Annotated in this window: 25 protein-coding genes; 5 read left to right on the forward strand and 20 right to left on the reverse strand. The window is 62.9% G+C overall.

Annotated features, from left to right (window positions below; genetic code table 11):
* Window position 1 precedes the first annotated feature (1 nt).
* The 11 genes from lipB to CKW13_RS16120 form a co-directional block, all read right to left on the reverse strand.
* A complete protein-coding gene (gene lipB / locus CKW13_RS16070) occupies window positions 2-649 on the reverse strand; it encodes a lipoyl(octanoyl) transferase LipB (RefSeq protein ID WP_095109606.1) in 648 nt (215 codons plus the stop codon).
* Entirely contained in the window at window positions 649-924 is a 276-nt protein-coding gene (locus tag CKW13_RS16075) for a DUF493 domain-containing protein (protein ID WP_095109607.1), read from the reverse strand. The genes lipB and CKW13_RS16075 overlap by 1 nt, the downstream gene beginning before the upstream one ends.
* Before the next feature lie 80 nt (window positions 925-1,004).
* Window positions 1,005-2,162, reverse strand: coding sequence for a D-alanyl-D-alanine carboxypeptidase family protein (locus CKW13_RS16080; protein WP_095109608.1), 1,158 nt, complete (start codon window positions 2,160-2,162; stop codon window positions 1,005-1,007).
* A 176-nt stretch (window positions 2,163-2,338) separates the two neighbouring features.
* Complete coding sequence (locus CKW13_RS16085; RefSeq protein ID WP_095109609.1) at window positions 2,339-3,334, reverse strand: septal ring lytic transglycosylase RlpA family protein; 996 nt, start codon at window positions 3,332-3,334, stop codon at window positions 2,339-2,341.
* Window positions 3,334-4,344, reverse strand: coding sequence for a lytic murein transglycosylase B (gene mltB, locus CKW13_RS16090; protein WP_095109610.1), 1,011 nt, complete (start codon window positions 4,342-4,344; stop codon window positions 3,334-3,336). Before mltB ends, CKW13_RS16085 begins: the two co-directional genes overlap by 1 nt.
* 17 nt (window positions 4,345-4,361) lie before the next feature.
* Window positions 4,362-5,465, reverse strand: coding sequence for a rod shape-determining protein RodA (gene rodA, locus CKW13_RS16095; RefSeq protein ID WP_176465124.1), 1,104 nt, complete (start codon window positions 5,463-5,465; stop codon window positions 4,362-4,364).
* A 31-nt stretch (window positions 5,466-5,496) separates the two neighbouring features.
* On the reverse strand, window positions 5,497-7,392 hold the full coding sequence (gene mrdA / locus CKW13_RS16100; protein ID WP_095109612.1) for a penicillin-binding protein 2: 1,896 nt from the start codon (window positions 7,390-7,392) through the stop codon (window positions 5,497-5,499).
* A gap of 10 nt (window positions 7,393-7,402) precedes the next feature.
* The gene (gene rlmH / locus CKW13_RS16105) at window positions 7,403-7,870 is read right to left on the reverse strand and encodes a 23S rRNA (pseudouridine(1915)-N(3))-methyltransferase RlmH (protein WP_003185785.1); all 468 of its coding nucleotides are present in this window, start codon (window positions 7,868-7,870) and stop codon (window positions 7,403-7,405) included.
* 9 nt (window positions 7,871-7,879) lie between these two features.
* Window positions 7,880-8,374: a ribosome silencing factor gene (rsfS, locus tag CKW13_RS16110; RefSeq protein WP_095109613.1), complete on the reverse strand. Its 495-nt coding sequence runs from the start codon at window positions 8,372-8,374 to the stop codon at window positions 7,880-7,882.
* A 70-nt stretch (window positions 8,375-8,444) separates the two neighbouring features.
* On the reverse strand, window positions 8,445-9,161 hold the full coding sequence (nadD, locus tag CKW13_RS16115; protein ID WP_095109614.1) for a nicotinate-nucleotide adenylyltransferase: 717 nt from the start codon (window positions 9,159-9,161) through the stop codon (window positions 8,445-8,447).
* Window positions 9,130-10,401: a glutamate-5-semialdehyde dehydrogenase gene (locus tag CKW13_RS16120; protein ID WP_095109615.1), complete on the reverse strand. Its 1,272-nt coding sequence runs from the start codon at window positions 10,399-10,401 to the stop codon at window positions 9,130-9,132. The genes nadD and CKW13_RS16120 overlap by 32 nt, the downstream gene beginning before the upstream one ends.
* Window positions 10,402-10,577: 176 nt before the next feature.
* Here CKW13_RS16120 and CKW13_RS16125 point away from each other — a divergent pair, with 176 nt between their 5' ends.
* Together CKW13_RS16125 and CKW13_RS16130 are read left to right on the forward strand one after the other, a co-directional pair.
* The gene (locus CKW13_RS16125; RefSeq protein ID WP_095109616.1) at window positions 10,578-11,264 is read left to right on the forward strand and encodes a DNA-3-methyladenine glycosylase; all 687 of its coding nucleotides are present in this window, start codon (window positions 10,578-10,580) and stop codon (window positions 11,262-11,264) included.
* Window positions 11,265-11,283: 19 nt separating this feature from the next.
* Complete coding sequence (locus CKW13_RS16130; RefSeq protein WP_095109617.1) at window positions 11,284-12,600, forward strand: bifunctional DedA family/phosphatase PAP2 family protein; 1,317 nt, start codon at window positions 11,284-11,286, stop codon at window positions 12,598-12,600.
* Window positions 12,601-12,652: 52 nt separating this feature from the next.
* On the opposite strand, the gene CKW13_RS16135 is transcribed toward CKW13_RS16130, so the two are convergent.
* From CKW13_RS16135 to CKW13_RS16150, 5 genes are all read right to left on the reverse strand, one after another.
* On the reverse strand, window positions 12,653-13,291 hold the full coding sequence (locus tag CKW13_RS16135) for a DUF535 domain-containing protein (protein WP_141233983.1): 639 nt from the start codon (window positions 13,289-13,291) through the stop codon (window positions 12,653-12,655).
* Between the two features lie 82 nt (window positions 13,292-13,373).
* Window positions 13,374-13,547, reverse strand: coding sequence for a hypothetical protein (locus CKW13_RS24460; protein ID WP_176465119.1), 174 nt, complete (start codon window positions 13,545-13,547; stop codon window positions 13,374-13,376).
* Window positions 13,548-13,651: 104 nt separating this feature from the next.
* A complete protein-coding gene (locus CKW13_RS16140; RefSeq protein ID WP_095109619.1) occupies window positions 13,652-14,242 on the reverse strand; it encodes an LON peptidase substrate-binding domain-containing protein in 591 nt (196 codons plus the stop codon).
* Between the two features lie 10 nt (window positions 14,243-14,252).
* Window positions 14,253-14,969: an LrgB family protein gene (locus CKW13_RS16145; RefSeq protein WP_095109620.1), complete on the reverse strand. Its 717-nt coding sequence runs from the start codon at window positions 14,967-14,969 to the stop codon at window positions 14,253-14,255.
* The gene (locus CKW13_RS16150) at window positions 14,966-15,328 is read right to left on the reverse strand and encodes a CidA/LrgA family protein (protein WP_095109621.1); all 363 of its coding nucleotides are present in this window, start codon (window positions 15,326-15,328) and stop codon (window positions 14,966-14,968) included. The genes CKW13_RS16145 and CKW13_RS16150 overlap by 4 nt, the downstream gene beginning before the upstream one ends.
* A 194-nt stretch (window positions 15,329-15,522) precedes the next feature.
* Between CKW13_RS16150 and CKW13_RS16155 the strand changes: the two genes are divergently transcribed.
* The 3 genes from CKW13_RS16155 to CKW13_RS16165 all read left to right on the forward strand — a co-directional run bounded on the left by CKW13_RS16155 (window position 15,523) and on the right by CKW13_RS16165 (window position 18,452).
* On the forward strand, window positions 15,523-15,978 hold the full coding sequence (locus CKW13_RS16155; protein WP_095109622.1) for a MaoC family dehydratase: 456 nt from the start codon (window positions 15,523-15,525) through the stop codon (window positions 15,976-15,978).
* Between the two features lie 98 nt (window positions 15,979-16,076).
* Window positions 16,077-17,783: a C13 family peptidase gene (locus CKW13_RS16160; protein WP_095109623.1), complete on the forward strand. Its 1,707-nt coding sequence runs from the start codon at window positions 16,077-16,079 to the stop codon at window positions 17,781-17,783.
* Between the two features lie 27 nt (window positions 17,784-17,810).
* Window positions 17,811-18,452 (forward strand): oxidoreductase, encoded by a 642-nt coding sequence (locus CKW13_RS16165; RefSeq protein WP_095109624.1) that lies wholly within the window; start codon window positions 17,811-17,813, stop codon window positions 18,450-18,452.
* Between the two features lie 2 nt (window positions 18,453-18,454).
* Here CKW13_RS16165 and CKW13_RS16170 read toward each other — a convergent pair whose 3' ends face one another.
* The 4 genes from CKW13_RS16170 to CKW13_RS16185 form a co-directional block, all read right to left on the reverse strand.
* Window positions 18,455-18,742 (reverse strand): YceK/YidQ family lipoprotein, encoded by a 288-nt coding sequence (locus tag CKW13_RS16170; RefSeq protein ID WP_095109625.1) that lies wholly within the window; start codon window positions 18,740-18,742, stop codon window positions 18,455-18,457.
* Complete coding sequence (gene ubiX, locus CKW13_RS16175) at window positions 18,735-19,364, reverse strand: flavin prenyltransferase UbiX (RefSeq protein ID WP_095109626.1); 630 nt, start codon at window positions 19,362-19,364, stop codon at window positions 18,735-18,737. The genes CKW13_RS16170 and ubiX overlap by 8 nt, the downstream gene beginning before the upstream one ends.
* Entirely contained in the window at window positions 19,361-20,710 is a 1,350-nt protein-coding gene (gene mpl / locus CKW13_RS16180) for a UDP-N-acetylmuramate:L-alanyl-gamma-D-glutamyl-meso-diaminopimelate ligase (protein ID WP_095109627.1), read from the reverse strand. Before mpl ends, ubiX begins: the two co-directional genes overlap by 4 nt.
* 300 nt (window positions 20,711-21,010) lie before the next feature.
* Entirely contained in the window at window positions 21,011-22,930 is a 1,920-nt protein-coding gene (locus CKW13_RS16185; RefSeq protein ID WP_095109628.1) for a sigma-54-dependent Fis family transcriptional regulator, read from the reverse strand.
* Window positions 22,931-23,142: the final 212 nt, after the last annotated feature.

Below are 23,142 nucleotides of genomic sequence, written 5' to 3' on the forward strand. Positions count from 1 at the left end.
ATCAGTCGATTCCGCCCGTTAGGGTCGTCTGCTCAGCATAGTCGAGGTGTTTGACGAGCTGCGCGCGCAGCCGGGCACTTACCTCGGCAAATTCAATCGGCCCTGTGTGATCGCGCAACTGGGTCATCGCCAGGCCGGCGTAGCCACAGGGGTTAATTCGGCGAAACGGTTCCAGGCTCATGTCCACGTTCAGGGCCAGGCCATGGAAGGAGCAGCCGTGACGAATACGCAGGCCCAGGGAGGCGATTTTCGCGCCGTCGACATAGACCCCCGGCGCATCGGCTTTGGCCGCAGCGGTCACGCCGTAGCTGGCCAGCAGCTCGATCAGGCACTGTTCCATGCGGCTGACCAAGTCGCGTACGCCAAACCCCAGCCTGCGCACATCCAGCAGCAGGTAGGCCACCAACTGGCCGGGGCCGTGGTAAGTCACCTGGCCGCCGCGGTCGACCTTGACCACCGGGATATCGCCCGGCAGCAGCAGGTGCTCGGCCTTGCCAGCCTGGCCTTGGGTGAACACGGGCGGGTGTTGCACCAGCCAGACTTCGTCCGGCACATCGGTGCCCCGTTCATTGGTGAACCGCTGCATCGCGTGCCAAACCGGCTCGTAGGCCATCTGGCCGAGCTCGCGAAAGCCCAGGGTCTGGTGCATCACAACACCATGTGCACGAAACCGGTGGCCCGCAATTCGCTGTTGATGTTGTAGAGCTGATCCTGGTCGGTGGCGACGATGTGCAACTGGATCGTGGTGTACTTGCCGTTGGTGCTCTGACGCTCGTCCACGCGGTTATGGTTGATCGTGGCGTGCTTGAGCACGATCTCCAGGATCTTGTCCTTGTTACCCGCGCCCGTGTCGCTGATTACCTTGATCGGATAATCGACGTTGGGGAATTCGATCTTTGGCGCCTTTACTTCGGTATCGGTCATGGCGTAACGGCCTCGTAAGCCGTGGCGACAGACATGGCCCCGCGCCGGATCAGCGCGGGGCCATGCAGGTGCACACTAATTCAGTTGAACAAGCCGTAGAAGAATAGCCGGATGCTATCCCACACGCGGCGGAAGATACCACCTTCGTCGACCGCGTCCAGCGCGATCAGGTCAGCGCTGTGCACCACCTTGTCGTCCAACTTGACTTCGACCTTGCCGATCACGTCGCCCTTGGCGATTGGTGCGATCAATTGCGGGTTCATGGTCATGCTGGCTTGCAGTTTTTTCAGCTGACCTTTTGGCAGGGTCATGGTCAGGTCCTGGGCCAGACCGGCCTTGACCTGGTTGGTGGTGCCCTTCCAGACCGGCGATTGCGCCAGCTCGGCACCTTTCTGGTAGAAGGTCTGGGTTTCGAAGAAGCGGAAACCATAGGTCAGCAGCTTCTGGGTTTCTGCCGCGCGAGCCTGTTCGCTAACGGTGCCGAACACCACGGCGATCAAGCGCATGCCGTCACGTACCGCCGAGGACACCATGCAGTAGCCCGCTTCATCGGTGTGGCCGGTTTTCAGGCCATCAACGGTCTTGTCGCGCCACAGCAGCAGGTTGCGGTTGGGTTGCTTGATGCCGTTCCAGAAGAACTCTTTTTGCGAGTAGATCGCGTAGTGCGCCGGGTCCTCGTGGATGATCGCGCGCGCCAGCACCGCCATGTCGTGGGCCGAGGAGTAGTGCTCGGGGTTCGGCAGGCCGGTGGGGTTCAGGAAGTGGCTGTTGGTCAGGCCCAGTTCGCCGGCCGTTTTGTTCATCATGTCGGCAAAGGCGTCTTCGCTGCCGGCGATGTGCTCGGCGATCGCGACGCTGGCATCGTTACCCGACTGGATGATGATGCCGTGCAGCAGGTCGCTGACGCTGACCTGTGTGCCGACCTTGATGAACATCCGCGAACCGCCGGTGCGCCAGGCGTTTTCACTGACGGTCACCGGATCGTTCTCGCCGATCTGGCCGCGACGGATTTCCAAGGTCGCCATGTAGGCGGTCATCAACTTGGTCAGGCTGGCCGGAGGCAGGCGCTGGTCACCGTTGTTCTCCACCAGCACGTTGCCGCTGCTGGCGTCCATGAGCACGTAGGATTTGGCGGCCAGTTGCGGCGGCGACGGCATCATCTCGACCGCGAATGCGGCAGGCGAGAGGAGCAGCGGGACTAGCAGGCACAGGCGTTTGGCAAAGGTGGTGATGTTCATCCGTCTCTCGAAGTAGCTAATGGAAACTTGCCCTCGCGGGCAAAACTAATCTGACAACCGGTCCCGGCTGTCGCGTATTTCAGTTGTTCACTCTAGGCCCTTTGCCGGGCTTTTGTTCTTGGGTGAGCCAACAACCGGAGCCAGGCCCTAAGGCCCAACCCTCAATCGGGTGTCATTTATTCTGCGGTAACCACGCTTGGCTGGCCGAGATTGGCCAGGCGCACGCTGTTTTGCACTTGCTGGATCTCACCTGGCGTACCGATCGGCCCCAGGCGTACCCGGTGCAGGGTTTGCTGGTTGCGCACGATGGAGCTGATGAACACCGGCGCCTGCACCATGGAACTGAGCTTGGAACGCAGCAGTTCAGCCGCGTCCGGGTTGGCAAAAGCGCCGACTTGTAGGTACTGCCCGCCCGCCGCCTGGCCCTGGGCCAATTGCGGGACCGCCACAACTGGCGCCGCGTGTTGCTGCGGCGGCGGGGTCCACTGCTCGACCTTGCCAGTGGAGGCGGTGATCTGTGGTTGCGCGGCCTGCGGCTCGTTAAGCATCAACGGCGCCGGTTTGCCACGCTGGGCCCAGTACTGCTGCGGGTCGATGCCTTCGACCTTGACCCGCGCGGTACCGGTTTCGGCGTAGCCAAGTTTCTTCGCCGCCGCGTAGGACAGGTCGATGATGCGGTCGGAGTAGAACGGCCCGCGGTCATTGACCCGCAGGATCACGCTGCGGTTGTTGTCCAGGTTGGTCACCCGCACATAACTGGGCAGCGGCAGGGTCTTGTGCGCGGCGCTCATGCCGTAGAGGTCATAGACCTCGCCGTTGGCGGTGTTTTGCCCGTGGAATTTGGTGCCGTACCAGGAGGCCGTGCCGGAGGCGACGTAATCCTTGGATTGCTGGATCGGAAAGTAGTTTTTGCCCAGCACCGTGTAAGGGTTGGCCTTATACGGGCCGGTATGCAAGGTAGGCGTGGCATCAGGAATGCGTGAGACGTCCACGTCCCACCAGGGCGCGCCATCTTTATGGGCGCGGTTGATGTCCAGGCCTGGTTTGGCGCGCACCACCGCGGCTGAGGTTTTTTGCTGCGGCGCGCGGCTGGAGGTGCAACTGGCCACCAGCATCGCCAGGGCGGCGATGGCCACCAGCTTCAGGGGTTGTTGAATCGGCATTGCCCGCATTACTTGACGCCCCGTGCTTGAACCAGCGAATCAGACAGCTGATGAACAGCCATCGCGTACATCACGCTGCGGTTATAACGCGTGATTGCGTAGAAATTTTTCAGCCCCATCCAGTATTCCGGACCGTTATCGCCTTCAAGGCGAAACGCGGTGACTGGCAAGTCGTCGCGCAGCGCATCATGACTCGACCAACCCAGGGCTCGCAACTCCCCGACGGTTTTCGTCGGTTCGATACCCGTGGTCAGGCCTTGGTCCACCTGGTCGCCACGCACACTGGCGAGGCTGACTACTGGCTCGCCAGCCACCCAGCCGTGGCGCTTGAAGTAGCTGGCCACGCTGCCGATAGCATCGTCCGGGTTGTTCCAGATATTGATGTGGCCGTCGCCGTCAAAATCCACCGCATAGGCGCGGAAACTGCTGGGCATGAACTGCGGCAGGCCCATGGCGCCGGCGTAGGAACCCTTGAGAGTCAGCGGGTCAACTTGTTCTTCGCGGGCCAGCAGCAAGAATTCGCGCAGCTCCTTGCGAAAGAACTCGGCGCGCGGTGGGTAATCGAAGCCCAAAGTGGACAAGGCGTCGATCACCCGGAAATTGCCGGTGTTGCGGCCAAAGAAGGTTTCGACACCGATGATCGCCACGATCACCTGGGCCGGCACCCCGTATTCCTGCTCGGCGCGGGCCAGTACGGCCTCGTGCTGGCGCCAGAAATCCACGCCCCGGGCCACCCGGGCATCGGTGAGGAACATCGGGCGATATTCCTTCCATTGCTTGACGCGCTCGGCGGGCCGCGAAATGGCGTCCAGAATGGACTGCTTGCGCTGGGCTTCGCGGAACACCCCCATCAGTTGTTCGCCGGCAAAACCGTAGTCGCGGGTCATTTCGCCGACGAACTCGGCCACCTGGGGTGAGCCTTCGTAATCGCCGGCCAGCACCAGGGGCGCAGTGCCAAGGATGCCTACCAGGCCGACCCATGGCGCGTATCGAGTCGCCCAGCCACGCATTGCTTGCATTGAAATCTTCACCTTATTCAAACCTGCGCGATCCACTTACGATGGGTATGGATCGACATCAAAACCCCAAACGCTGACAGCAGCGTCACCAGCGAAGTTCCGCCATAGCTAATGAACGGCAATGGCACTCCCACCACCGGCAGCAGGCCACTGACCATACCGATGTTGACGAAAACATAAACAAAAAAAACCATGGTCAGCGAACCGGCCAGCAGTTTGCCGAACAGTGTCTGCGCCTGGGCGGTAATCACCAGCCCACGGCCGATCAGCAGCAGGTAGATAAGCAGCAACACGCAGATGCCCACCAGGCCGAATTCCTCGCCCATCACGGCGATGATGAAGTCGGTGTGGCTTTCGGGCAAAAAGTCCAGATGGGACTGGGTGCCCAGCAGCCAGCCCTTACCGAACACGCCGCCCGAGCCGATAGCGGCCTTGGACTGGATGATGTTCCAGCCAGTGCCCAGCGGATCGCTTTCTGGGTCGAGGAAGGTCAGTACGCGCTGCTTCTGGTACTCGTGCATGACGAACATCCACATGGCGATCGCCACCGGCACGGTGGCCGCCAGCACACTGAGGATCCAGCGCCAGCGCAACCCGCCCATGAACAGCACGAACGCCCCGCCCGCCAGGATCAGCAGCGAGGTGCCGAGGTCAGGCTGACGCACGATGAGGATGAACGGGATGCCGATCAGCAACAGGCTGATTATCACGTGCTTGAGCTGCGGCGGCAGGCTGCGCTTGGCCAGGTACCAGGCGATGGTGGCCGGCATGATGATTTTCATGAATTCCGAGGGCTGGAAGCGGATCACCCCGGGGATGTTGATCCAGCGCGTGGCGCCCATGGCGTTGTGGCCCATGACGTCCACCACCACCAGCAACACCACGCCGCAGACGTAGGCCAGCGGCACCCAGCGCGCCATGAAACGCGGTTCGAGCTGGGCGATGATGACCATCGACACCAGGCCGATGCCGAAGGACGTCGCCTGCTTTATCAGCAGGTCCCAGCTCTTGCCGCTGGCCGAATACAGCACGAACAGGCTGCCGGCAGCGAGGATCAGCAACAGCACCAGCAACGGGCCATCAATGTGCATACGCTGCAGGAGCGTGGCGCGGCGGCGCATCACATCCTCGCTGGAGAGAATGCGATCAAAATTACTCTTCACGGGCCGTAGCCTCCGCGCTGATAGGGCTGGCGTACTCGGGTTTGAGCCGACCTTCCTGGTCCAGCAGCCAGGCGTCCATCACCTGGCGCGCCACCGGGGCGGCGACGCCGGAACCGGCCTCGCCGTTCTCGACCATCACCGACACCACGATCTTCGGGTTTTCGGCCGGCGCGAAGGCGACGAACAAGGCGTGGTCGCGGTGGCGTTCCTGGACCTTGGAGCGGTCGTACTTCTCGCCCTGCTTGATCGCCACGACCTGGGCCGTACCGCTTTTGCCGGCGATGCGGTACTGCGCGCCGGCCGCAGCCTTGCGCGCGGTGCCACGGGCGCCGTGCATCACTTGCTGCATGCCGTGGTTGACCCGGGTCCAATCCGCCGGGTCGCGCAGGATGATGTCCGGGATCGGGTTTTCATCCACTGGCTTCTGCCCTTCGATGGACTTGGCTAGGTGCGGGCGTAGCCATTTGCCCTTGCTCGCCACCAATGCGGTGGCCTGGGCCAGTTGCAGCGGTGTGGTCTGCATGTAGCCCTGGCCGATCCCCAGAATCAGGGTTTCACCGGGGAACCAGGCCTGGCGGCGGGTGGCTCGCTTCCATTCCCGTGATGGCATCAGGCCCGGGGATTCCTCGAACATGTCCAGGGACACCTTCTGCCCCAGGCCGAACTTGTTCATATAGGACGAGAGCCGGTCGATCCCCAGTTTGTGGGCCAGGTCATAGAAGTAGGTGTCGTTGGACCGCATGATCGCGGTGTCCAGATCCACATAGCCGTCGCCGGTGCGGTTCCAGTTGCGGTACTTGTGGTCGTAGTTGGGCAGCATGTAGTAGCCAGGGTCGAATACCCGGCTGGAGGCCGTAATCACGCCCGCGTCCAGGCCCGCGATCGCTACCGCTGGCTTGATGGTCGAGCCCGGCGGGTAAAGGCCACGCAGCACGCGGTTGAATAGCGGCCGGTCGATGGAATCGCGCAACTCGGCGTAGGCCTTGAAGCTGATGCCGGTGACGAACAGGTTGGGGTCGAAGCTCGGCTGACTGACCATCGCCAATACTTCGCCAGTGGTCGGGTCCAGGGCCACGACTGCGCCACGGCGCCCGCCCAAGGCCAGTTCGGCAGCTTCCTGCAACTTGATGTCCAGGCTCAGGACGATGTCCTTGCCGGGAATCGGGTCAGTACGCTTGAGCACCCGCAGTACGCGGCCGCGGGCGTTGGTCTCGACCTCCTCGTAACCCACCTGGCCGTGCAGCTCGGGCTCGTAGAAACGCTCGATGCCGGTTTTGCCGATGTGGTGGGTGCCGCTGTAGTTGACCGGGTCGAGGGTCTTGAGCTCTTTCTCGTTGATGCGCCCCATGTAGCCCACCGAATGCGCAAAGTGTGCGCCCTGGGGGTAATGGCGCACCAGTTGCGCGACCACTTCGACGCCCGGCAGGCGGAACTGGTTGACGGCGATGCGGGCGATCTGCTCTTCGTTGAGCTCGAACAGGATCGGCACCGGCTCGAATGGCCGGCGCCCCTGCTTCATGCGTTTCTCGAACAGGGCCCGGTCTTCGGGGGGCAATTCCAGCACCTGGACGATCACGTCCAGCACCTGCTGCCAGTCACCGGAGCGCTCGCGGGTCATGCTCAGGCTGAAACTGGGCCGGTTGTCCGCTACCACCACGCCATTACGGTCGAAGATCAACCCACGGGTGGGCGGAATCGGCTGCACATGGACGCGGTTATTTTCCGACAGCGTGGAGTGGTACTCGTACTGGATGACCTGGAGGAAATACAGCCGGGCAATCAGCACGCCGAACAGCAGCACCACCGTAATGGCCCCGAACACGACGCGGCCGCGCACCAGACGGGCGTCTTTCTCGTGGTCCTTGATGCGGATCGGCTGGGACATGGGGGCAGAACTACTTGTGGTAAGGGTGGCCGGACAACACTGTCCAGGCGCGGTACAACTGCTCGCCGATCAGGATGCGCACCAGCGGGTGAGGCAGGGTCAGGGGCGACAGCGACCAGCGCTGGTCCGCACGCGCACAGACTTCCGGCGCCAGCCCCTCGGGGCCGCCGACCATGAAGTTCACCGTGCGCGAGTCCAGGCGCCAGCGGTCCAGTTCCACCGCCAACTGCTCGGTGCTCCAGGGCTTACCGTGGACCTCAAGGGTGACGATCCGCTCATTCGGCCCGACCTTGGCCAGCATGGCTTCGCCTTCCTGGCGGATAAAGCGCGCCACATCGGCGTTCTTGCCACGGGTATTGAGCGGGATTTCCACCAGTTCCAGCGCCAGTTCCGATGGCAGGCGCTTGGCATACTCGTGCCAGCCTTCTTCCACCCACTTGGGCATGCGGGAACCGACGGCGATCAGACGCAGGCGCACAGCCGTTCCTTATTCCTGGTCTTTGTTGAGCTTGATGAAATGCTCGTGGGTGTTTTCCGGGCTGTGGTGGGCAGCGCTGCTGGCGCGGCTCTGTTCGGCACCCTGCCACAGGCGTTCCAGGTCGTAGAACTGGCGGGCGTTGGAAGTCATCATGTGGACGATTACTTCGTCCATGTCCAGCAGCACCCAGTCGCTGTCGCCCTTGCCTTCTTCGCCCAACGGCTTGATGCCCAGGGCCTTGACCGCTTCGCGCACCTTGTCGAGCATCGCGCCGATCTGACGGTTGGAGGTACCGGTGGCGATAATCATGTAGTCGGTGATGCTTTGCTTGTCGCGCACATCGATGACCAGCACGTCCTGGGCCTTGACGTCTTCCAGGGCTGCCACGGCCACATCGACCAAGGCCTGGCCCTTGAGGGGTTCGGTGCTGAGGACTTTCTCAGGCAGCGGAGCGCTCTTGAAGGTGCCTTTGCGCTTAACTTTGCTTACGTCTTTGTTCGTCATATAAAACTCGTTTTGCTCATATGTTCGGGCGCTTCAATACACGTTGATTCGTGCCTTGGAGCACTCCGTTTCAGTTCGGCGCACGGTACAGTCCGTGCGCATCGATGTAGGCCAGGACCGCGTCGGGCACCAGGAAACGTACCGACTTACCGCTGGCCAGCAGTTGACGGATCTGGGTGGCGGAAACCGCGAGCGGTGTCTGCCAGACGAATGCAATCTGTCCGCTCGGCCCCTTGAGGGCCAGCGGGTCGCTCACCGACCGCGCCGCCAACAGGTTGCGCAAGGCATCCGGCGGTTCACTGTCGGCATCCGGGCGTTGCAGCACCAGGATGTGGCAATGCTGGAGCAACTCCTCCCAGCGGTGCCAAGTAGGCAGGCCGCAAAATGCGTCCCAGCCCAGAAGCAAAAACACCTGGTCGTGCGCGGCCAACTCGGCGCGCATCAGTTCCAGGGTGTCGATAGTGTAGGACGGTTTATCCCGTTGCAGCTCACGCGCGTCCACCACCAGTGGCGCCACGCCCACCACCGCGCACTCGACCATCGCCAGGCGATCCTGCGCCGAGACTTGCGGCGTATCCCGATGGGGCGGCCTGGCGTTGGGGGTCAGGCGCAATTCGTCGAGCCCCAGGCTTTCGGCCACTTCCAGGGCGCCGCGTAAGTGCCCGATGTGCACCGGGTCGAAAGTTCCGCCCAGCACACCGATGCGCCGGGGTTCGCTTGCGATCACGACGCCTGGATCAGGCTGGTCGGCCAAGTCAGAACGACTCCTGTCCGCGCAACTGGCCATCACCGACCACGATGTACTTCTCGCAGGTCAGCCCTTCGAGGCCCACCGGGCCGCGGGCGTGCAGCTTATCAGTAGAAATGCCGATCTCGGCACCCAATCCGTATTCAAAGCCATCGGCGAAGCAGGTCGGGGTGTTAATCATCACCGACGCCGAGTCCACCTCGGCGACGAAACGCCGGGTCTGGCCCTGGTGTTCGCTGACGATCGAGTCGGTGTGGTGCGAGCCGTGGCGGTTGATGTGCTCGATGGCCTCATCCAGCCCTTCGACCACGCGGATCGACAGGATCGGCGCCAGGTACTCGGTGTTCCAATCGTCCTCGGTGGCCGCAACGGCCTCGATGATTGCCCGGGTGCGCTCACAGCCGCGCAGTTCGACGCCTTTTTCGCGAAATTGGGCAGCCATTGCCGGCAAGAACGCCTCGGCGACAGCCTGGTCAACCAGCAGGGTTTCCATGGCGCCGCAGATGCCGTAGCGGTAGGTCTTGGCGTTGAAGGCAATGCGCTGGGCCTTGGCCAGGTCGGCGTGGGCGGCCACATAGACGTGGCAGATGCCGTCCAGGTGCTTGATGACCGGTACGCGGGCATCGCGGCTGACCCGCTCGATCAGGCCCTTGCCACCGCGCGGCACGATCACGTCGACGTACTCGGGCATGGTAATCAGCGCGCCCACGGCGGCGCGGTCGGTCACTTCGACCACTTGCACCACAGCGGCCGGCAACCCCGCCTCGGCCAAGCCACGCTGGATGCACGCGGCAATGGCGCGGTTGGAATGAATGGCCTCGGACCCGCCGCGCAGGATGGTCGCGTTGCCCGACTTCAGGCACAGGCTCGCGGCATCGATAGTCACATTCGGGCGCGACTCATAAATAATGCCGACCACACCCAGGGGCACGCGCATCTTGCCAACCTGGATACCCGAAGGCCGATAACTCATGTCGCGGATCGCGCCCACCGGGTCCGGCAACGTCGCCACCTGGCGCAAACCGACGATCATGCCGTCGATGCGGGCCGGGGTCAGGGCCAGGCGTTCGAGCATGGCCGGTTCCAGGCCATTGGCGCGGCCGGCGGCCAGGTCCAGCTCATTGGCGGCGGACAGCTCGGCGCGCGCCTCGTCCAAAGCAGCCGCGGCGGCGTGCAGGGCGCGGTTTTTCTGCGCGGTGCTGGCACGGCCGATCACGCGGGAAGCTTCGCGGGCGGCGCGACCCAGGCGGGTCATGTAGTCAAGAACGGACTCAGTCATGGTCTGGCGAGGTCTTGGCAAAGAGGAAAGCGGCCGATTATAGCTGCCGCGCCCTTCTACTAACAGCGCAGACAGGCGGATGGTCGAAATCAAGGGTAAATTGCCGAAGTTCAGCTTGAATTAAGCGCGCAATTGCTATCATCGCCGGCCAATTCACACCCACTGCATTCGCCGCCATGCCCATCGCCGCCGCTCCCCACGCCCTCCCGGACAGCTTTTTCGACCGTGATGCCCAACTACTGGCCCGCGACCTGCTGGGCAAAGTCATCCGCCACCGGGTCGGCGACCTCTGGCTAAGCGCGCGCATCATCGAGACCGAAGCCTATTACTGCGCCGAAAAGGGCAGCCACGCCTCACTGGGCTACACCGAAAAGCGCAAGGCACTGTTTCTCGATGGCGGCCACATTTATATGTATTACGCCCGTGGGGGCGACTCGCTGAACTTCAGCGCCCAAGGGCCGGGCAACGCCGTGCTGATTAAATCGGCGTACCCCTGGACCGACGCCCTATCCGGCCCCGCCAGCCTGGCGCAGATGCAGCTCAACAACCCCGACGCCCAGGGCCTGCCGCGCCCGGCGCAACGCCTGTGCGCCGGGCAAACCCTGCTGTGCAAGGCTTTAGGCCTGAAAGTACCAATGTGGGACGCCAAGCGCTTCGATCACGACATGCTCTGTGTTGAAGATGTGGGTGCCCAGGTGCCGAGGGTCGTTCAGACTACGCGGCTGGGCATCCCCCATGGCCGCGATGAACACCTGCCCTACCGCTTCATTGATGCCCAGTACGCAGCGTTCTGCACCCGGAACCCCTTGCGCCGTGGCCAGGTCGAAGGACGCGACTACCGACTGCTAGTGCCAACACCCTAACTTGATTGGAGTTGTATGTATGGGCCCATGGCTCGATAGCGTGACCCTTTGGCTGACCGCCAACCCGCAATGGCTGGCGGCGGCGATTTTCATCCTCGCGTGTGCCGAGTGCCTGGCGATTGTCGGGCTGATCGTGCCTGGCACTGTGCTGTTGTTCGCGGTCAGTGTCATGGCCGGCAGCGGCGCCTTGCCCCTGGGCCAGGCATTGCTGATGGGCCTGCTGGGCGGGTTGCTAGGCGACGTGGTGTCGTACCTGCTGGGCCGGCGCTTCCACCAGAATATCCGGCGTTTACCGGGCCTGCGCCACCACCCGGAATGGATCAGCGGTGCCGAAAGCTACTTCCAGCGCTACGGCATCGCCAGCCTCCTGGTGGGGCGTTTTATCGGCCCATTGCGGCCCATGCTGCCCATGGTGGCGGGGATGTTCGACATGCCCTCCCCGCGCTTTATCGCCGTCAGCATCCTGGCCGCCGCCGGTTGGACCGTCGCCTACATCCTGCCGGGCTGGGCCACCGGGGCGGCAATTCGCCTGCCGCTGCCCGAGGGTTTCTGGCCCCAGGCCGGTGTGGTCGCCGCCAGCGTAGCGATCATGCTGGGCCTGAGCATCAACAGCACACTGCGTCATCATCGCAATGCCACCCTGATGATCGGCGGCTTGAGCCTGGCCTTGGTCGGCGCGGTATTTATCGGCTACCCATATCTCAAAGAATTCGACGAAGGCCTGATGGCCCTGGTACAGGAAAACCGCAGCAGCACCCTGGATGCCGTGACCGTGATGGTCACACGCTTGGGGGATTTCACCACCCAGGTGTTCGCCGGCACAGTGCTGACACTCCTGCTGCTGGCCTGCCGCCAGTGGCGTCACGGGGTATTCGTCGGTGCGACGCTGCTGTGCACCGCCCTGGTCAACACGGCGGGCAAATGGTTTTTCGCGCGCATCCGCCCCGATGTGCTGCACGAACCGCTGACCACCTTCAGCATGCCCAGCGGCCACAGTTCGGCCTCGTTCGCGTTTTTCCTGACCCTGGCCGTGCTCGCCGGTTGCCGGCAGCCACCGCGCATGCGCCTGACCTGGTTTCTGCTGGCGAGCCTGCCGGCGGCGTCGATCGCGCTCTCGCGGGTGTACCTGGGGGTGCACTGGCCGACCGACATCCTGGCCGGCGCCTTGCTGGCGACCGGGGTCTGTGCCCTCAGCGTGACGCTGACCCAGCACAGGCAAAAGCTCGAAACCCTGCCGCTACGTATCTGGTGGCTGATCGTGCCTGCATTGGTCGCCCTGCTAGGGTTCTTCGCCCTGCGCCAGTTGCCTGATGCCATCTTGCGCTATGCCTACTAACATTACTTGTGTCATCACTCTTACAGAGTGATGACACAAGATGTTCAGCCCTTCAAAAGTCTGTCACTTGGGGCTCATCAACAACTTTGAGCAAAAACTTTGCCACTCGCCCGTTAAAAGCATCGTGCCCCGTAAAGTTAGGATTGACATCGACAATGATGTTGCTGTAGTCGTTCTTGAGCGTACTACCGTGTTTGTCTCGGTAATTACTGCGCGCCAAGTACATTCCGGATTGCCGCTCCTCACTTACTAAAATCACCTGACTTGGACCCGGCCCAAAATCCTTATACAGCGCCCTTTCCGCTCCCTCGCGTATGAGTGAGAAGGTCGAGAGAGCAGCCTCGTCAGTGACCTCCAGGTGGCGACCCTGTTGGTCGATTGCTAAACGCCAGCCGTCATACTTACCTGGCAACTTCGCATACACCTCATACTTCTTTTCCCCTACCGAGACGAACTGAAACAACAACGGGGCATCGTCATCGTAGTCCGCCAGCGTCACAAACCGCGGAAATACCTTGTCAGCCAAGCCGGCTTCAAACTCGACACGCTGTTCAGCTGTAAGACGTTTGTTCAAAAGCTTGGTTTGTAGGTATTGCTGATTCAAAACCAGCGGATAGCCATTAATATACAAATGCGCGGTAAATACGTCCGCACGCCCTTCGAAAGACATAAGACCACCTAAAATATCCATATAAAATGCAGACTAAAAAATGAACCCAACGAAGAGAGAGCATCACTTCGCAACATTCTCCACTTCAAAATAAAAACCCTAGTCACTCAGGAACTTTCTCAATTTTTAGTTCGCGACGCGCTTTAATCATGAGTTCCGCGTAAAGAACAGCCGCCTCAACAATATAGTCTGCACGGCCACCTGCCGTAGCGTTCGCCTGAATAAAGCGAGCAGTAATCTCATCCCAATAAGCAACTTCATCCGTAAAAATTCGCATCGTAAATCCTTTCTTAGTTAGTCAGCCGCCCACTTCCTGCGAGCAACTTAAAACTAGACAAGCCATACCGGAAAATCCACAAAACAACTCATTACAAAATATAACTAGGCAAATAACTCGCCCTGCAACTCATCTAACAGAGCCTGGATCGCATCCAAACGCTGCTGTGGATCGTCCAGTTGCAGCAAGTCGATCTTGTCCAACTCGGTGAATGGCAGCAGGTAGGCCAACTGATTGGCCAGGGACTGCTGGCCGGCGGCGTCGGTGCCCATGTCCAAAGCTTCGACCATCGGGTGTTCGGCCAACGCCTTGAGCAGCGCCATCAAGTCGGCATCTTCGTCTTGCAGGGGCTGCTCGGGAAGCTCTTGGAGCCACTCGACATCGGCGACGGTCAATTGGTCGCGCTGCACCTGGGCGCTCAGCACCCGAAACCGCCGCCCACCCATCACGCGAATACCCAGCAAACCGTTGTCCTGCTGTTTGAAATCGATAATCCGCGCCTCACAACCGACCAGCGCATAGCCTTCGGGGGCGATGCCCATTTCGTCGCCGTCGAGCAGGCAGACCACGCCAAAACCGCTGCCCTGCTTCATGCAGCGGCCGATCATGTCCAAGTAGCGCGCCTCGAAAATCTGCAAGTCCAGGGTGCAACCGGGGAATAGCACCGTATTGAGAGGGAATAGCGCCAGGCTCATAAAAGCTTCCTTAAACCACCATCGATACCGCCAACGGCAGCAGCACCGCCGTGGCCACGCCCATCAGGCTCATTGCCAGCGCGGCGAAAGCGCCGCACTCGTCACTTTCCTGCAGGGCCACGGAAGTCCCCACCGCATGGGCGGTGATGCCCAGGGCCATGCCCCGCGCTTCGGGACCGTGGACGCCGAGGCGAGTGAGGATCGCCGGGCCGAAAATGGCGCCGATCACCCCGGTAATCAGCACGAACACCGCCGCCAGGGCGGCAACGCCACCGATCTGCTCGGCCACTAGCATGGCAATGGGCGACGTCACTGACTTGGGCGCCATGGTCATCAGGATCATGTGCTCGGCACCAAACCACCAACCCAGCGCCACGCCCAGTACGGTGGCCACCACGCCGCCAACCACCAGCGTAGTAAAAATCGGCCAGAACAACTGCCGGATACGCCGCAGGTTGAGGTACAGCGGCACGGCCAGGGCTACCGTCGCCGGGCCCAGGAGGATGCTGAGGATCTCGGTGCTTTTGCGATATTCGGCGTAGGTTAGGCCGCAGGCCAGCAGCACGCCGATCACCAGCAGCATCGACACCAGCACCGGTTGCAGGAAGATCCAGCGGGTTTTCTCGAACCCCGCCAGCACCAGTTGATAAGCGCCCAGGGTAATGCCGATGCCGAACAGCGGATGGTGCACCACTGCGGCCAAGGCGCCGTGCCAGTCGAGGATCATTGGTCGGCCTCCCGGTGGGCCTGGCGTTTGACCAGCCAGTTCATCAGCACGCCGATAAAAGCCATGGAAAGCACCAGCGACAGCACCAGCGCGCCGGCGATGGCCCAGAAATCCGCGGCGATGTCGGCGGCGTAGACCATCACCCCCACCGCTGGCGGCACCAGCAGCAGGGGCAGATAGCGCAGCAGGCTGCCAGCGGCCAGGCTCAGCGGCTCGCCCACTTCGCCCCGGGTAATCAGGAATGCCAGGAGCAGCAGCAGGCCGACAATCGGCCCCGGCAGCACCGGCAGGAACAGGTGATTGATCGCCGTGCCAAGCAATTGGAACAGCACCAGCCAGGTCAGCCCTCGCAGCAACATCCGCTATCTCCCGAAAAAAAGCGCCGGGCATTATAAGCACGCCGGGCGCTATGAACGGGTATTCGCCGGGGCGATGAAGGGTTGACCGGGACAAATGGCCATGATGATCTAAAGTGGTTCTGCTGCGGTGACACGCGCAGGACGGTGCGTCACCCACAAAAACGATAAAAACGATGAACCCAAGGAGAGTCTCAATGCCCTATGTCCCTGTTGCAGAGCTCAAAGATTATGTCGGCAAGGAACTTGGACGTTCCGACTGGCTCACTATCGATCAGGAACGCATCAACCTGTTCGCCGAGGCCACTGGCGATTTTCAGTTCATCCACGTTGACCCGGTCAAAGCCGCGCAAACCCCATTTGGCAGCACCATCGCCCACGGCTTTTTGTCGCTGTCGCTGATCCCCAAGCTGATGGAAGACATCCTGGTCCTGCCCGAAGGCCTGAAGATGGTGGTCAACTATGGCCTGGACAGTGTGCGTTTCATCCAACCGGTCAAGGTCAACTCCAAGGTACGGCTCAAGGTCGAATTGACCGAAGTCAGCGAGAAGAAACCCGGCCAATGGCTGCTCAAAGCCACCGCCACCCTGGAAATAGAAGGCCAGGAAAAACCGGCGTACATCGCCGAGCCCCTGTCCCTCGCGTTCGTCTAGGCCCCGCGCCCGCGAAACAGCCCGCGCTGTTTCGCTCGCCTCTTATGTAAGCCCCTTCGCTGCGGCATACTCGGTCGCTTAATTGCCGGGAACCCGCTATGCGCCCATTTGCACCCCTGTTGCTGACCCTGTTGCTCACCGCGTGTGGCGATGGCGAATCGCTATTGCCGCCCGACGCACGCCTGCCCGACGGCGGGCGCTATCGCGGTGACCTGGTCGCAGGCTTGCTCCAAGGCCAGGGCCGCATCGACTACCCCAATGGCAGTTGGTACGCCGGCCAATTCGACAAAGGCCTGTGGCACGGCCAAGGCGAATGGCACGGCAGCGACGGCGAGGTTTACCGCGGGCAGTTCGAGCAAGGCCTGTTCCACGGCCAAGGCACCCTGACCACCCGCGACAGCAGCTACAGCGGCGGCTTCAAACTGGGCCGGCGCGACGGCGAAGGCACCCTCAAAGAGCCGGGCATGCTCTATCGCGGCGAGTTCAAGGCCGACCAGTATGCTGGCCTCGGGCGCCTGGAGCTGGACGACGGCAGCCAGTACCAAGGCCAGTTCGCCCGCGGCAAGCCCAACGGCGAGGGCCAGCGCGGCGACGCCAGCGGCAACCAGTTCAGCGGGCGCTTCGTCGATGGCCAACTGGAAGGCAATGGCACCTTCAACAGCGCCGATGGCGACATGTACGTCGGCGCCTTCAAAAACAACCAGCTCCACGGCAAGGGCCGCTACGAGAACGCCGACGGCGATGTCTGGATCGGCCAGTTCAGCGAAGGCGCGCTGAGCGGCAAGGGCGAGTTGATCGGCGCCGATGGCAGCCACTACGTCGGCCAGTTCAGCGACTGGCGCTTCACCGGCCAGGGCCGTTTGAACCTCAGTGACGCCAGCTTCTATATCGGCCAGTTCGACAACGACAGCTACCAGGGCCAGGGCACCTTGGTGCTCAGCGACGGCACGGTACAACGCGGCGTGTGGGCCAATGGCCAGCGCGTGCGCGATGAAACCGGAAAATGGCTGCCCGACCCCCTGGAGGTAGGCCTGCTGGCCCAGGGCCACCTGCTGGAGCAGGTCCTGGCCGCCGTGCCTGCCTCGACCCCGGCCATCGAGCTGTACAGCTTGACCCTGGGCGGCGACGGCAAGCAAAGCGTGTTTTTGCGCGAATCGGACTACGTCAGCAACATGCTTGCCAGCCGCTTCGGCGCCCACGGGCAGATTCGCCTGGTCAACCACCGCGACCACCTCGCCGACCGCCCCATGGCCAGCCGCGAAACCCTGCGCCGCGCCGTCCTGACCCTGGCCGAACGCAGCGGCCCGGAAGACCTGGTGTTCATCTACCTGACCAGCCACGGCAGCGCCAGCCATGAACTGGTGCTCGACCAACCGCGCATGGAACTGGCCGACCTGCCCGCCGCCGAACTGGCCACCGTGTTGGCGCCGCTGAAAAACCGCGACAAAGTCGTGGTCATTTCCGCCTGTTATTCCGGCGGTTTCATCGCCCCGCTCAAAGACGAACGCACCCTGGTAATGACCGCCTCGCGCGCCGACCGCGTGTCGTTCGGTTGCTCCGAAGAGGCCGATTTCACCTACTTCGGCGACGCCCTGTTCGCCCAAGCGCTGAACCAGACCGACGATTTACAGCACGCCTTCGCCCTGGCCCAGGCCACCGTGGCCGAGCGCGAACTGCAAGACAATTTCGATCCATCCGAGCCCCAGATCTGGGCACCCAAGGGCGTACTAGCGCACTGGCAGCAGCTACGCAAACAACAAGCAAGATCGGCGCTCGAAAGCGCCAAGGTGGCAAACAGCAACTAAGCTCACTTGTAACAAGGGGGAAACACCATGTACCTGACACCTGCCCATGTCCTGCTCGCCGGCGCCACCGGCCTGACCGGCGAACATCTGCTCGATCGGCTGCTCAACGAGCCGACTGTCACCCGCGTACTGGCACCCTCGCGCCGCCCATTGGCCGCACACCCGCACCTGGAAAACCCGGTGGGCGACCCGGCGGCGTTCCTCCCTCAACTCAGCGGTCGTGTCGACATCGCCTACTGCTGCCTGGGCACCACTCTCAAGCAGGCCGGCAGCGAAGCGGCGTTTCGTGCGGTGGATTTCGACATGGTCGTGGCCTTCGCCCAACGCGCCCGGGACATGGGCGCCCGGCACCTGATCGTCATCAGCGCGATAGGCGCCGACCCCACGTCTTCGATGTTCTACAACCGGGTCAAAGGCGAAATGGAGCAGGCCCTCAAGGCCCAAGGCTGGCCGCAACTGACCATCTGCCGCCCTTCCCTGCTACTGGGCGAACGCCTGGAGCCGCGCCTGGGCGAACAACTGGCGGCGCCCCTGGCCAAACTCATCCCCGGCAAGTACCGCGGTATCGAAGCCTGCCACCTGGCCCGCGCCATGTGGCGCCTGGCCCTGGAGGAGCAGGACGGCGTGCGAATTGTGGAGTCGGACGAGTTGCGGCGCCTGGGCAAGTAGCCCTACAACCCACCCGTGGCCTGAACGCCAACGCCCAGCACGGTCAACACCGACAGGGGCAACAGCAGGGTGTCGAGCAAAGCGCTGGCCGGCAGGTCCAGGCCCGGATAACTCGGTGCCGGCGCGCCAAAGCGGTCCATGGCGCAGCAACCGCCCTGCAAGGCGTATACGTCCAGCCGCGTTCCCGCATACACCACCGGCGCCCCGGGTTTGGCGGCGTCCAGGGTGCGCACCGTGGCACAGCCGCCCAGTTGCAGGGCGAGCAACAGCGCTAGCAGGCCTTTACTCATCGCTACTCAAATGGTGCTCGCCCCAGCGCGGCAGCATGTCCTGGGGAATGTCGAGCAGGTTGAGAATGCGTGCCACCACGAAATCGATCAAATCATCGATGGTCTGCGGCTGGTGATAGAACCCGGGCGAGGCCGGCAAAATGGTCACGCCCATGTTCGACAGTTTGAGCATGTGCTCCAGGTGAATGCTCGAATACGGCGCCTCGCGGGGCACCAGAATCAACTGGCGGCGCTCCTTGAGGGTGACATCGGCGGCGCGCTCGATCAGGTTATTGCACGCGCCAGTGGCAATCGCCGACAAGGTGCCGGTGGAACACGGCACCACCACCATGGCCGCCGGCGCGCCCGAGCCGGACGCCACCGGCGACATCCAATCCTCCTTGCCGTACACGCGGATCTGCCCGGCGGCCGCGCCCGTGTACTCGGTGAGGAAGGCTTGCATCATCTGGGTCTTGGGCGGCAGCGAGACGTCGGTCTCGGTGGCCATTACCAGTTGCGCCGCCTTGGAAATCAGGAAGTGCACCTCGCGGTCTTCGCGCACCAGGCAATCGAGCAGGCGCAAGCCGTACTGCGCGCCGGAAGCCCCGGTCATTGCCAGGGTGATGCGCTCCGGGCCGCTCATTGCAGCGCCTCGGCGAGCTTGCCATGCAGGCCGCCGAAGCCGCCGTTGCTCATGATGACCACGTGGGTGCCGGGGCGGGCCTGGCTTTTCACCCGCTCGATGATGCCTTCCAGAGAGTCGCTGACAATCGAGGGCACCGTGCACAGCGCCGCGATGCTGGCCAGGTCCCAGCCCAGGTTGGCCGGGGCGAACCAGATCACCTGGTCGGCATCGACCACGCTTTGCGGCAAGCCGTCGCGGTGGGCGCCGAGTTTCATCGAGTTGGAACGCGGCTCGATGATGGCGATCACCGGCGCATCGCCCACGCGCTTGCGCAGGCCATCGAGGGTGGTGGCAATGGCGGTGGGGTGGTGGGCGAAGTCGTCGTAAATGGTAATGCCGCGCACCTCGGCGACTTTTTCCATGCGCCGCTTGACGCTCTTGAACGCGCTCAGCGCGGCGATACCCATGGCCGGCACAACGCCGACGTGGCGTGCGGCGGCCAGGGTGGCCAGGGCATTGGCGACGTTGTGCTGGCCGGTCATGTCCCACTCGACCACGCCATGGGCCACGCCCTCGAACAGCACCTCAAAGCGCGAGCCGTCCTCGCTGAGCAGCTTGGCCTGCCATTGCCCACCTGCGCCGGTGGTTTGTACCGGGGTCCAGCAACCCATCTCGATCACCCGCTGCAACGCCGGTTCGGTGGTGGGGTGGATAACCAGGCCTTCGCTCGCAATGGTACGCACCAAATGGTGGAATTGCCGTTCGATAGCCGGCAGATCGGGGAAGATGTCCGCATGATCGAACTCAAGGTTATTGAGGATCGCGGTGCGCGGGTGGTAATGGACGAATTTCGAGCGTTTGTCGAAGAAGGCGCTGTCGTATTCATCCGCCTCGATGACGAAGAACGGCGTATCGCCCAGGCGCGCCGACACCGAAAAATTCTGCGGCACACCGCCGATCAGGAAACCCGGGCTCATGCCCGCGTGCTCCAGCACCCAGGCGAGCATGCTGCTGGTGGTGGTCTTGCCGTGGGTGCCGGCCACAGCCAAGACCCAACGGCCTTGCAGCACATGGTCGGCCAGCCACTGCGGGCCGGAGACGTAGGGCAAGCCCTTGTTCAGCACATACTCGACCGCCGGGTTACCCCTGGACATGGCGTTGCCGATGACCACCAGGTCCGGAGCCGGGTCGAGCTGCGCCGGGTCGTAGCCCTGGGTCAGGACAATGCCCTGGGCCTCCAGTTGCGTGCTCATCGGCGGGTAGACGTTAGCGTCGGACCCGGTGACGTGATGGCCCAATTCTTTGGCCAACACCGCCATCGAACCCATGAAAGTGCCGCAGATACCGAGAATATGAATGTGCATAGTCGACCTCGTAAAACATCGCGGCAGGTTAGCGCAGGGTGGCTGGATGCGCACCTGGAGTTTGCCCCTCACCTCCCACCACCCCATCACTGTGGGAGCGGGGCCTTGCCCGCGATGGGCTGGTGCAGGTGCTGCATGTCGACCCGCCCATCGCGAGCAGGCTCGCTCCCACAGCGGAAAAATGAACATCCCAGCCACACCACCGTTCAACTGTGGGAGCGGGCCTTGCCCGCGATGGCGGCATTGCTGCCAATACACATCTGGCGGATACACAGTCAGCACACCCGGGCAAACCACCCGCTACCGCGCAATCCCATGCTTGCGCAGTTTGCGATAGAGGGTGTTGCGGCTTACCCCCAGTTGGGCGGCGGTGTGAGTCATGTGCCAGCGCTGCTGCTCCAGGGCCGTGAGCAAGGCCAGGCGTTCGGCGTCGTCGAGGGGGAATTCGCCCGGCACGGTGCTTTCATTGGCGGCCGCAGGCACTGGGGCTTGGCGGATCAGCGCCGGCAAGTCCGGCAAACCGATGCGCCCGTCCTCGCACAACGCCGCCAGGGTGCGCAGCACGTTGCGCAGTTGTCGCACGTTGCCCGGCCAGGCGAAATCCAGCAGCGCCTGGCGCGCCGGGGCGTCGAGTAGCACGCTGTGGCCGCCCGCCTCCTCGGCCAGGAGAAAGTCGAGCAACTGGGATTTGTCGCTGCGCGCACGCAACGCCGGCAAGGCGATTTCCAGGCCATTGAGGCGGTAATACAAGTCTTCACGGAAACTGCCGTCGCGCACCCGCTCCAGCAGGTCGCGGTGGGTTGCGCTGATGATGCGCACGTTCACCGCCACAGGTTCGCCGCCAATGGGCACCACCAGCCGATCCTCCAGCACCCTTAATAGCCGGGTTTGCAACGCCAACGGCATATCGCCGATTTCATCGAGGAACAAGGTCCCGCCGTCGGCCTGTTGCAGCTTGCCGCGCATGCCATCCTTGCGCGCGCCGGTGAAACTGCCGCCGCGATAGCCGAACAGTTCGCTCTCGATCAGGCTTTCCGGGATCGCCGCACAGTTGAGGGCGACGAACGCTTTGTCCGCGCGCTGGCTGGCCTGGTGCACAGCCTTGGCGAACGCCTCCTTGCCGGAGCCGGTTTCGCCATGGATAAGCAGCGGCACATCGCGCTCGAACACCCGCAGGGCCTTGCGAAAATTCTCCTGCAAACCCGCATCGCCCAGGCACAGGCCCGGCAGCGTCGCCCGTGGCGTAACCGGCGGCGCCACTTGCGGGGCGGGGCTCGGCACGCGGCGCGCCTGGCCGCGCAACAGGGCGAACAAGCCACGCCCGTGGCGGGTGCGCAGCGGCCAACTGGCGCTGGCGTCGACGCTGGCCCGTTCTAGCAACTGGTCGAGGGAGCAGTCGAAAAAGTCTTCCACCGCGTGCCCCAGCAGCCCGCCGCGCCCCACCCCCAGCAGGTTCAGTGCGCTCTGGTTGACCGCACAGATACGCCCTTCACCATCGAACGCCAGCAACCCTTCGCTGAACAAACCCACCGACTCGGCCTGCAAGTGAAAGCGCAACAGCCATTGGTTATCGAAATAGCGCAGGAAATAGCAGCTCTCGATCATCTTCGCCGAGAGGTTGACCAGGGCCATGGTGTGGAACTGGCTCTGGCGCGAGACATCGTGGCGCGCCGACGACACGTCGAGCACCGCCAGCAATTGGCCATGGGGGTCGAACACCGGGCTCGCCGAGCAGGTCAGGCCCGTGTGGCGGCCGCGAAAGTGTTCGTCCTGGTGGATGGTCAAGGCCTGGCGCTCCACCAGGCAGGTGCCGATGCCGTTAGTGCCTTCGCAGGCCTCGCTCCAGTCGGCGCCGAGCCACAGCCCGGCGCGCTCGAAGATGCGCCGCTCGGTGGGCGCGGTCACGCAATTGAGGATCACCCCGCGCGCATCGGTGAGCAGCACCGCGTGGCCGGCGCCGCAGAGCTGCTGGTGCAGGCTGTTCATTTCGCCTCCGGCAATCTGCAACACCTGCTGCAAACGCTCGCGGCTTTCCAGCACACGGCCGTGTTCGAGCACGGTGGGCGCCATGGCCAGGGCGGGGTCGAGGTGATAGTCCTCAAGGCAACGCAACCACGAGCGGGCAATCGACGGGTCGCTGCCCGGGCCCTGCAAGTGGGCCTTGCCCTGGGTCACCGTCAGCACCTGCTGGGCGTGACGGCTCAGATGGTTGTTGAGCATTTTTTATTGTTCTCCTGCGCCAGGGCTGAAAGGGCGAACCCAAGACACGCGAAGGCCCAGCATCCTCCTGCGCGTGGCCGATTGCAATCACACCGCGACCGAGGAGTCACAGGCTGTACCGCTTGCGGTACAAAGTGTCACTTTGGCTGTATCGAAACTGCCACGCCGGGCGCCCGGCAGCGTCTACGACAAACGCCAAACCCTTGATTTTG

The organism is Pseudomonas sp. Irchel 3E20 (assembly GCF_900187645.1).
Classification (GTDB): Bacteria; Pseudomonadota; Gammaproteobacteria; order Pseudomonadales; family Pseudomonadaceae; genus Aquipseudomonas.

Excerpts from the sequence above, each read along its gene's own strand:
- lipB (WP_095109606.1), bottom strand. The coding sequence starts at position 649 with ATGCACCAGACCCTGGGCTTTCGCGAGCTCGGCCAGATGGCCTACGAG.
- CKW13_RS16075 (WP_095109607.1), bottom strand. The coding sequence starts at position 924 with ATGACCGATACCGAAGTAAAGGCGCCAAAGATCGAATTCCCCAACGTC.
- CKW13_RS16080 (WP_095109608.1), bottom strand. The coding sequence starts at position 2,162 with ATGAACATCACCACCTTTGCCAAACGCCTGTGCCTGCTAGTCCCGCTG.
- CKW13_RS16085 (WP_095109609.1), bottom strand. The coding sequence starts at position 3,334 with ATGCGGGCAATGCCGATTCAACAACCCCTGAAGCTGGTGGCCATCGCC.
- mltB (WP_095109610.1), bottom strand. The coding sequence starts at position 4,344 with ATGCAAGCAATGCGTGGCTGGGCGACTCGATACGCGCCATGGGTCGGC.
- rodA (WP_176465124.1), bottom strand. The coding sequence starts at position 5,465 with ATGCGCCGCCGCGCCACGCTCCTGCAGCGTATGCACATTGATGGCCCG.
- mrdA (WP_095109612.1), bottom strand. The coding sequence starts at position 7,392 with ATGTCCCAGCCGATCCGCATCAAGGACCACGAGAAAGACGCCCGTCTG.
- rsfS (WP_095109613.1), bottom strand. The coding sequence starts at position 8,374 with ATGACGAACAAAGACGTAAGCAAAGTTAAGCGCAAAGGCACCTTCAAG.
- nadD (WP_095109614.1), bottom strand. The coding sequence starts at position 9,161 with ATGGCCAGTTGCGCGGACAGGAGTCGTTCTGACTTGGCCGACCAGCCT.
- CKW13_RS16120 (WP_095109615.1), bottom strand. The coding sequence starts at position 10,401 with ATGACTGAGTCCGTTCTTGACTACATGACCCGCCTGGGTCGCGCCGCC.
- CKW13_RS16125 (WP_095109616.1), top strand. The coding sequence starts at position 10,578 with ATGCCCATCGCCGCCGCTCCCCACGCCCTCCCGGACAGCTTTTTCGAC.
- CKW13_RS16130 (WP_095109617.1), top strand. The coding sequence starts at position 11,284 with ATGGGCCCATGGCTCGATAGCGTGACCCTTTGGCTGACCGCCAACCCG.
- CKW13_RS16135 (WP_141233983.1), bottom strand. The coding sequence starts at position 13,291 with ATGGATATTTTAGGTGGTCTTATGTCTTTCGAAGGGCGTGCGGACGTA.
- CKW13_RS24460 (WP_176465119.1), bottom strand. The coding sequence starts at position 13,547 with ATGCGAATTTTTACGGATGAAGTTGCTTATTGGGATGAGATTACTGCT.
- CKW13_RS16140 (WP_095109619.1), bottom strand. The coding sequence starts at position 14,242 with ATGAGCCTGGCGCTATTCCCTCTCAATACGGTGCTATTCCCCGGTTGC.
- CKW13_RS16145 (WP_095109620.1), bottom strand. The coding sequence starts at position 14,969 with ATGATCCTCGACTGGCACGGCGCCTTGGCCGCAGTGGTGCACCATCCG.
- CKW13_RS16150 (WP_095109621.1), bottom strand. The coding sequence starts at position 15,328 with ATGTTGCTGCGAGGGCTGACCTGGCTGGTGCTGTTCCAATTGCTTGGC.
- CKW13_RS16155 (WP_095109622.1), top strand. The coding sequence starts at position 15,523 with ATGCCCTATGTCCCTGTTGCAGAGCTCAAAGATTATGTCGGCAAGGAA.
- CKW13_RS16160 (WP_095109623.1), top strand. The coding sequence starts at position 16,077 with ATGCGCCCATTTGCACCCCTGTTGCTGACCCTGTTGCTCACCGCGTGT.
- CKW13_RS16165 (WP_095109624.1), top strand. The coding sequence starts at position 17,811 with ATGTACCTGACACCTGCCCATGTCCTGCTCGCCGGCGCCACCGGCCTG.
- CKW13_RS16170 (WP_095109625.1), bottom strand. The coding sequence starts at position 18,742 with ATGAGTAAAGGCCTGCTAGCGCTGTTGCTCGCCCTGCAACTGGGCGGC.
- ubiX (WP_095109626.1), bottom strand. The coding sequence starts at position 19,364 with ATGAGCGGCCCGGAGCGCATCACCCTGGCAATGACCGGGGCTTCCGGC.
- mpl (WP_095109627.1), bottom strand. The coding sequence starts at position 20,710 with ATGCACATTCATATTCTCGGTATCTGCGGCACTTTCATGGGTTCGATG.
- CKW13_RS16185 (WP_095109628.1), bottom strand. The coding sequence starts at position 22,930 with ATGCTCAACAACCATCTGAGCCGTCACGCCCAGCAGGTGCTGACGGTG.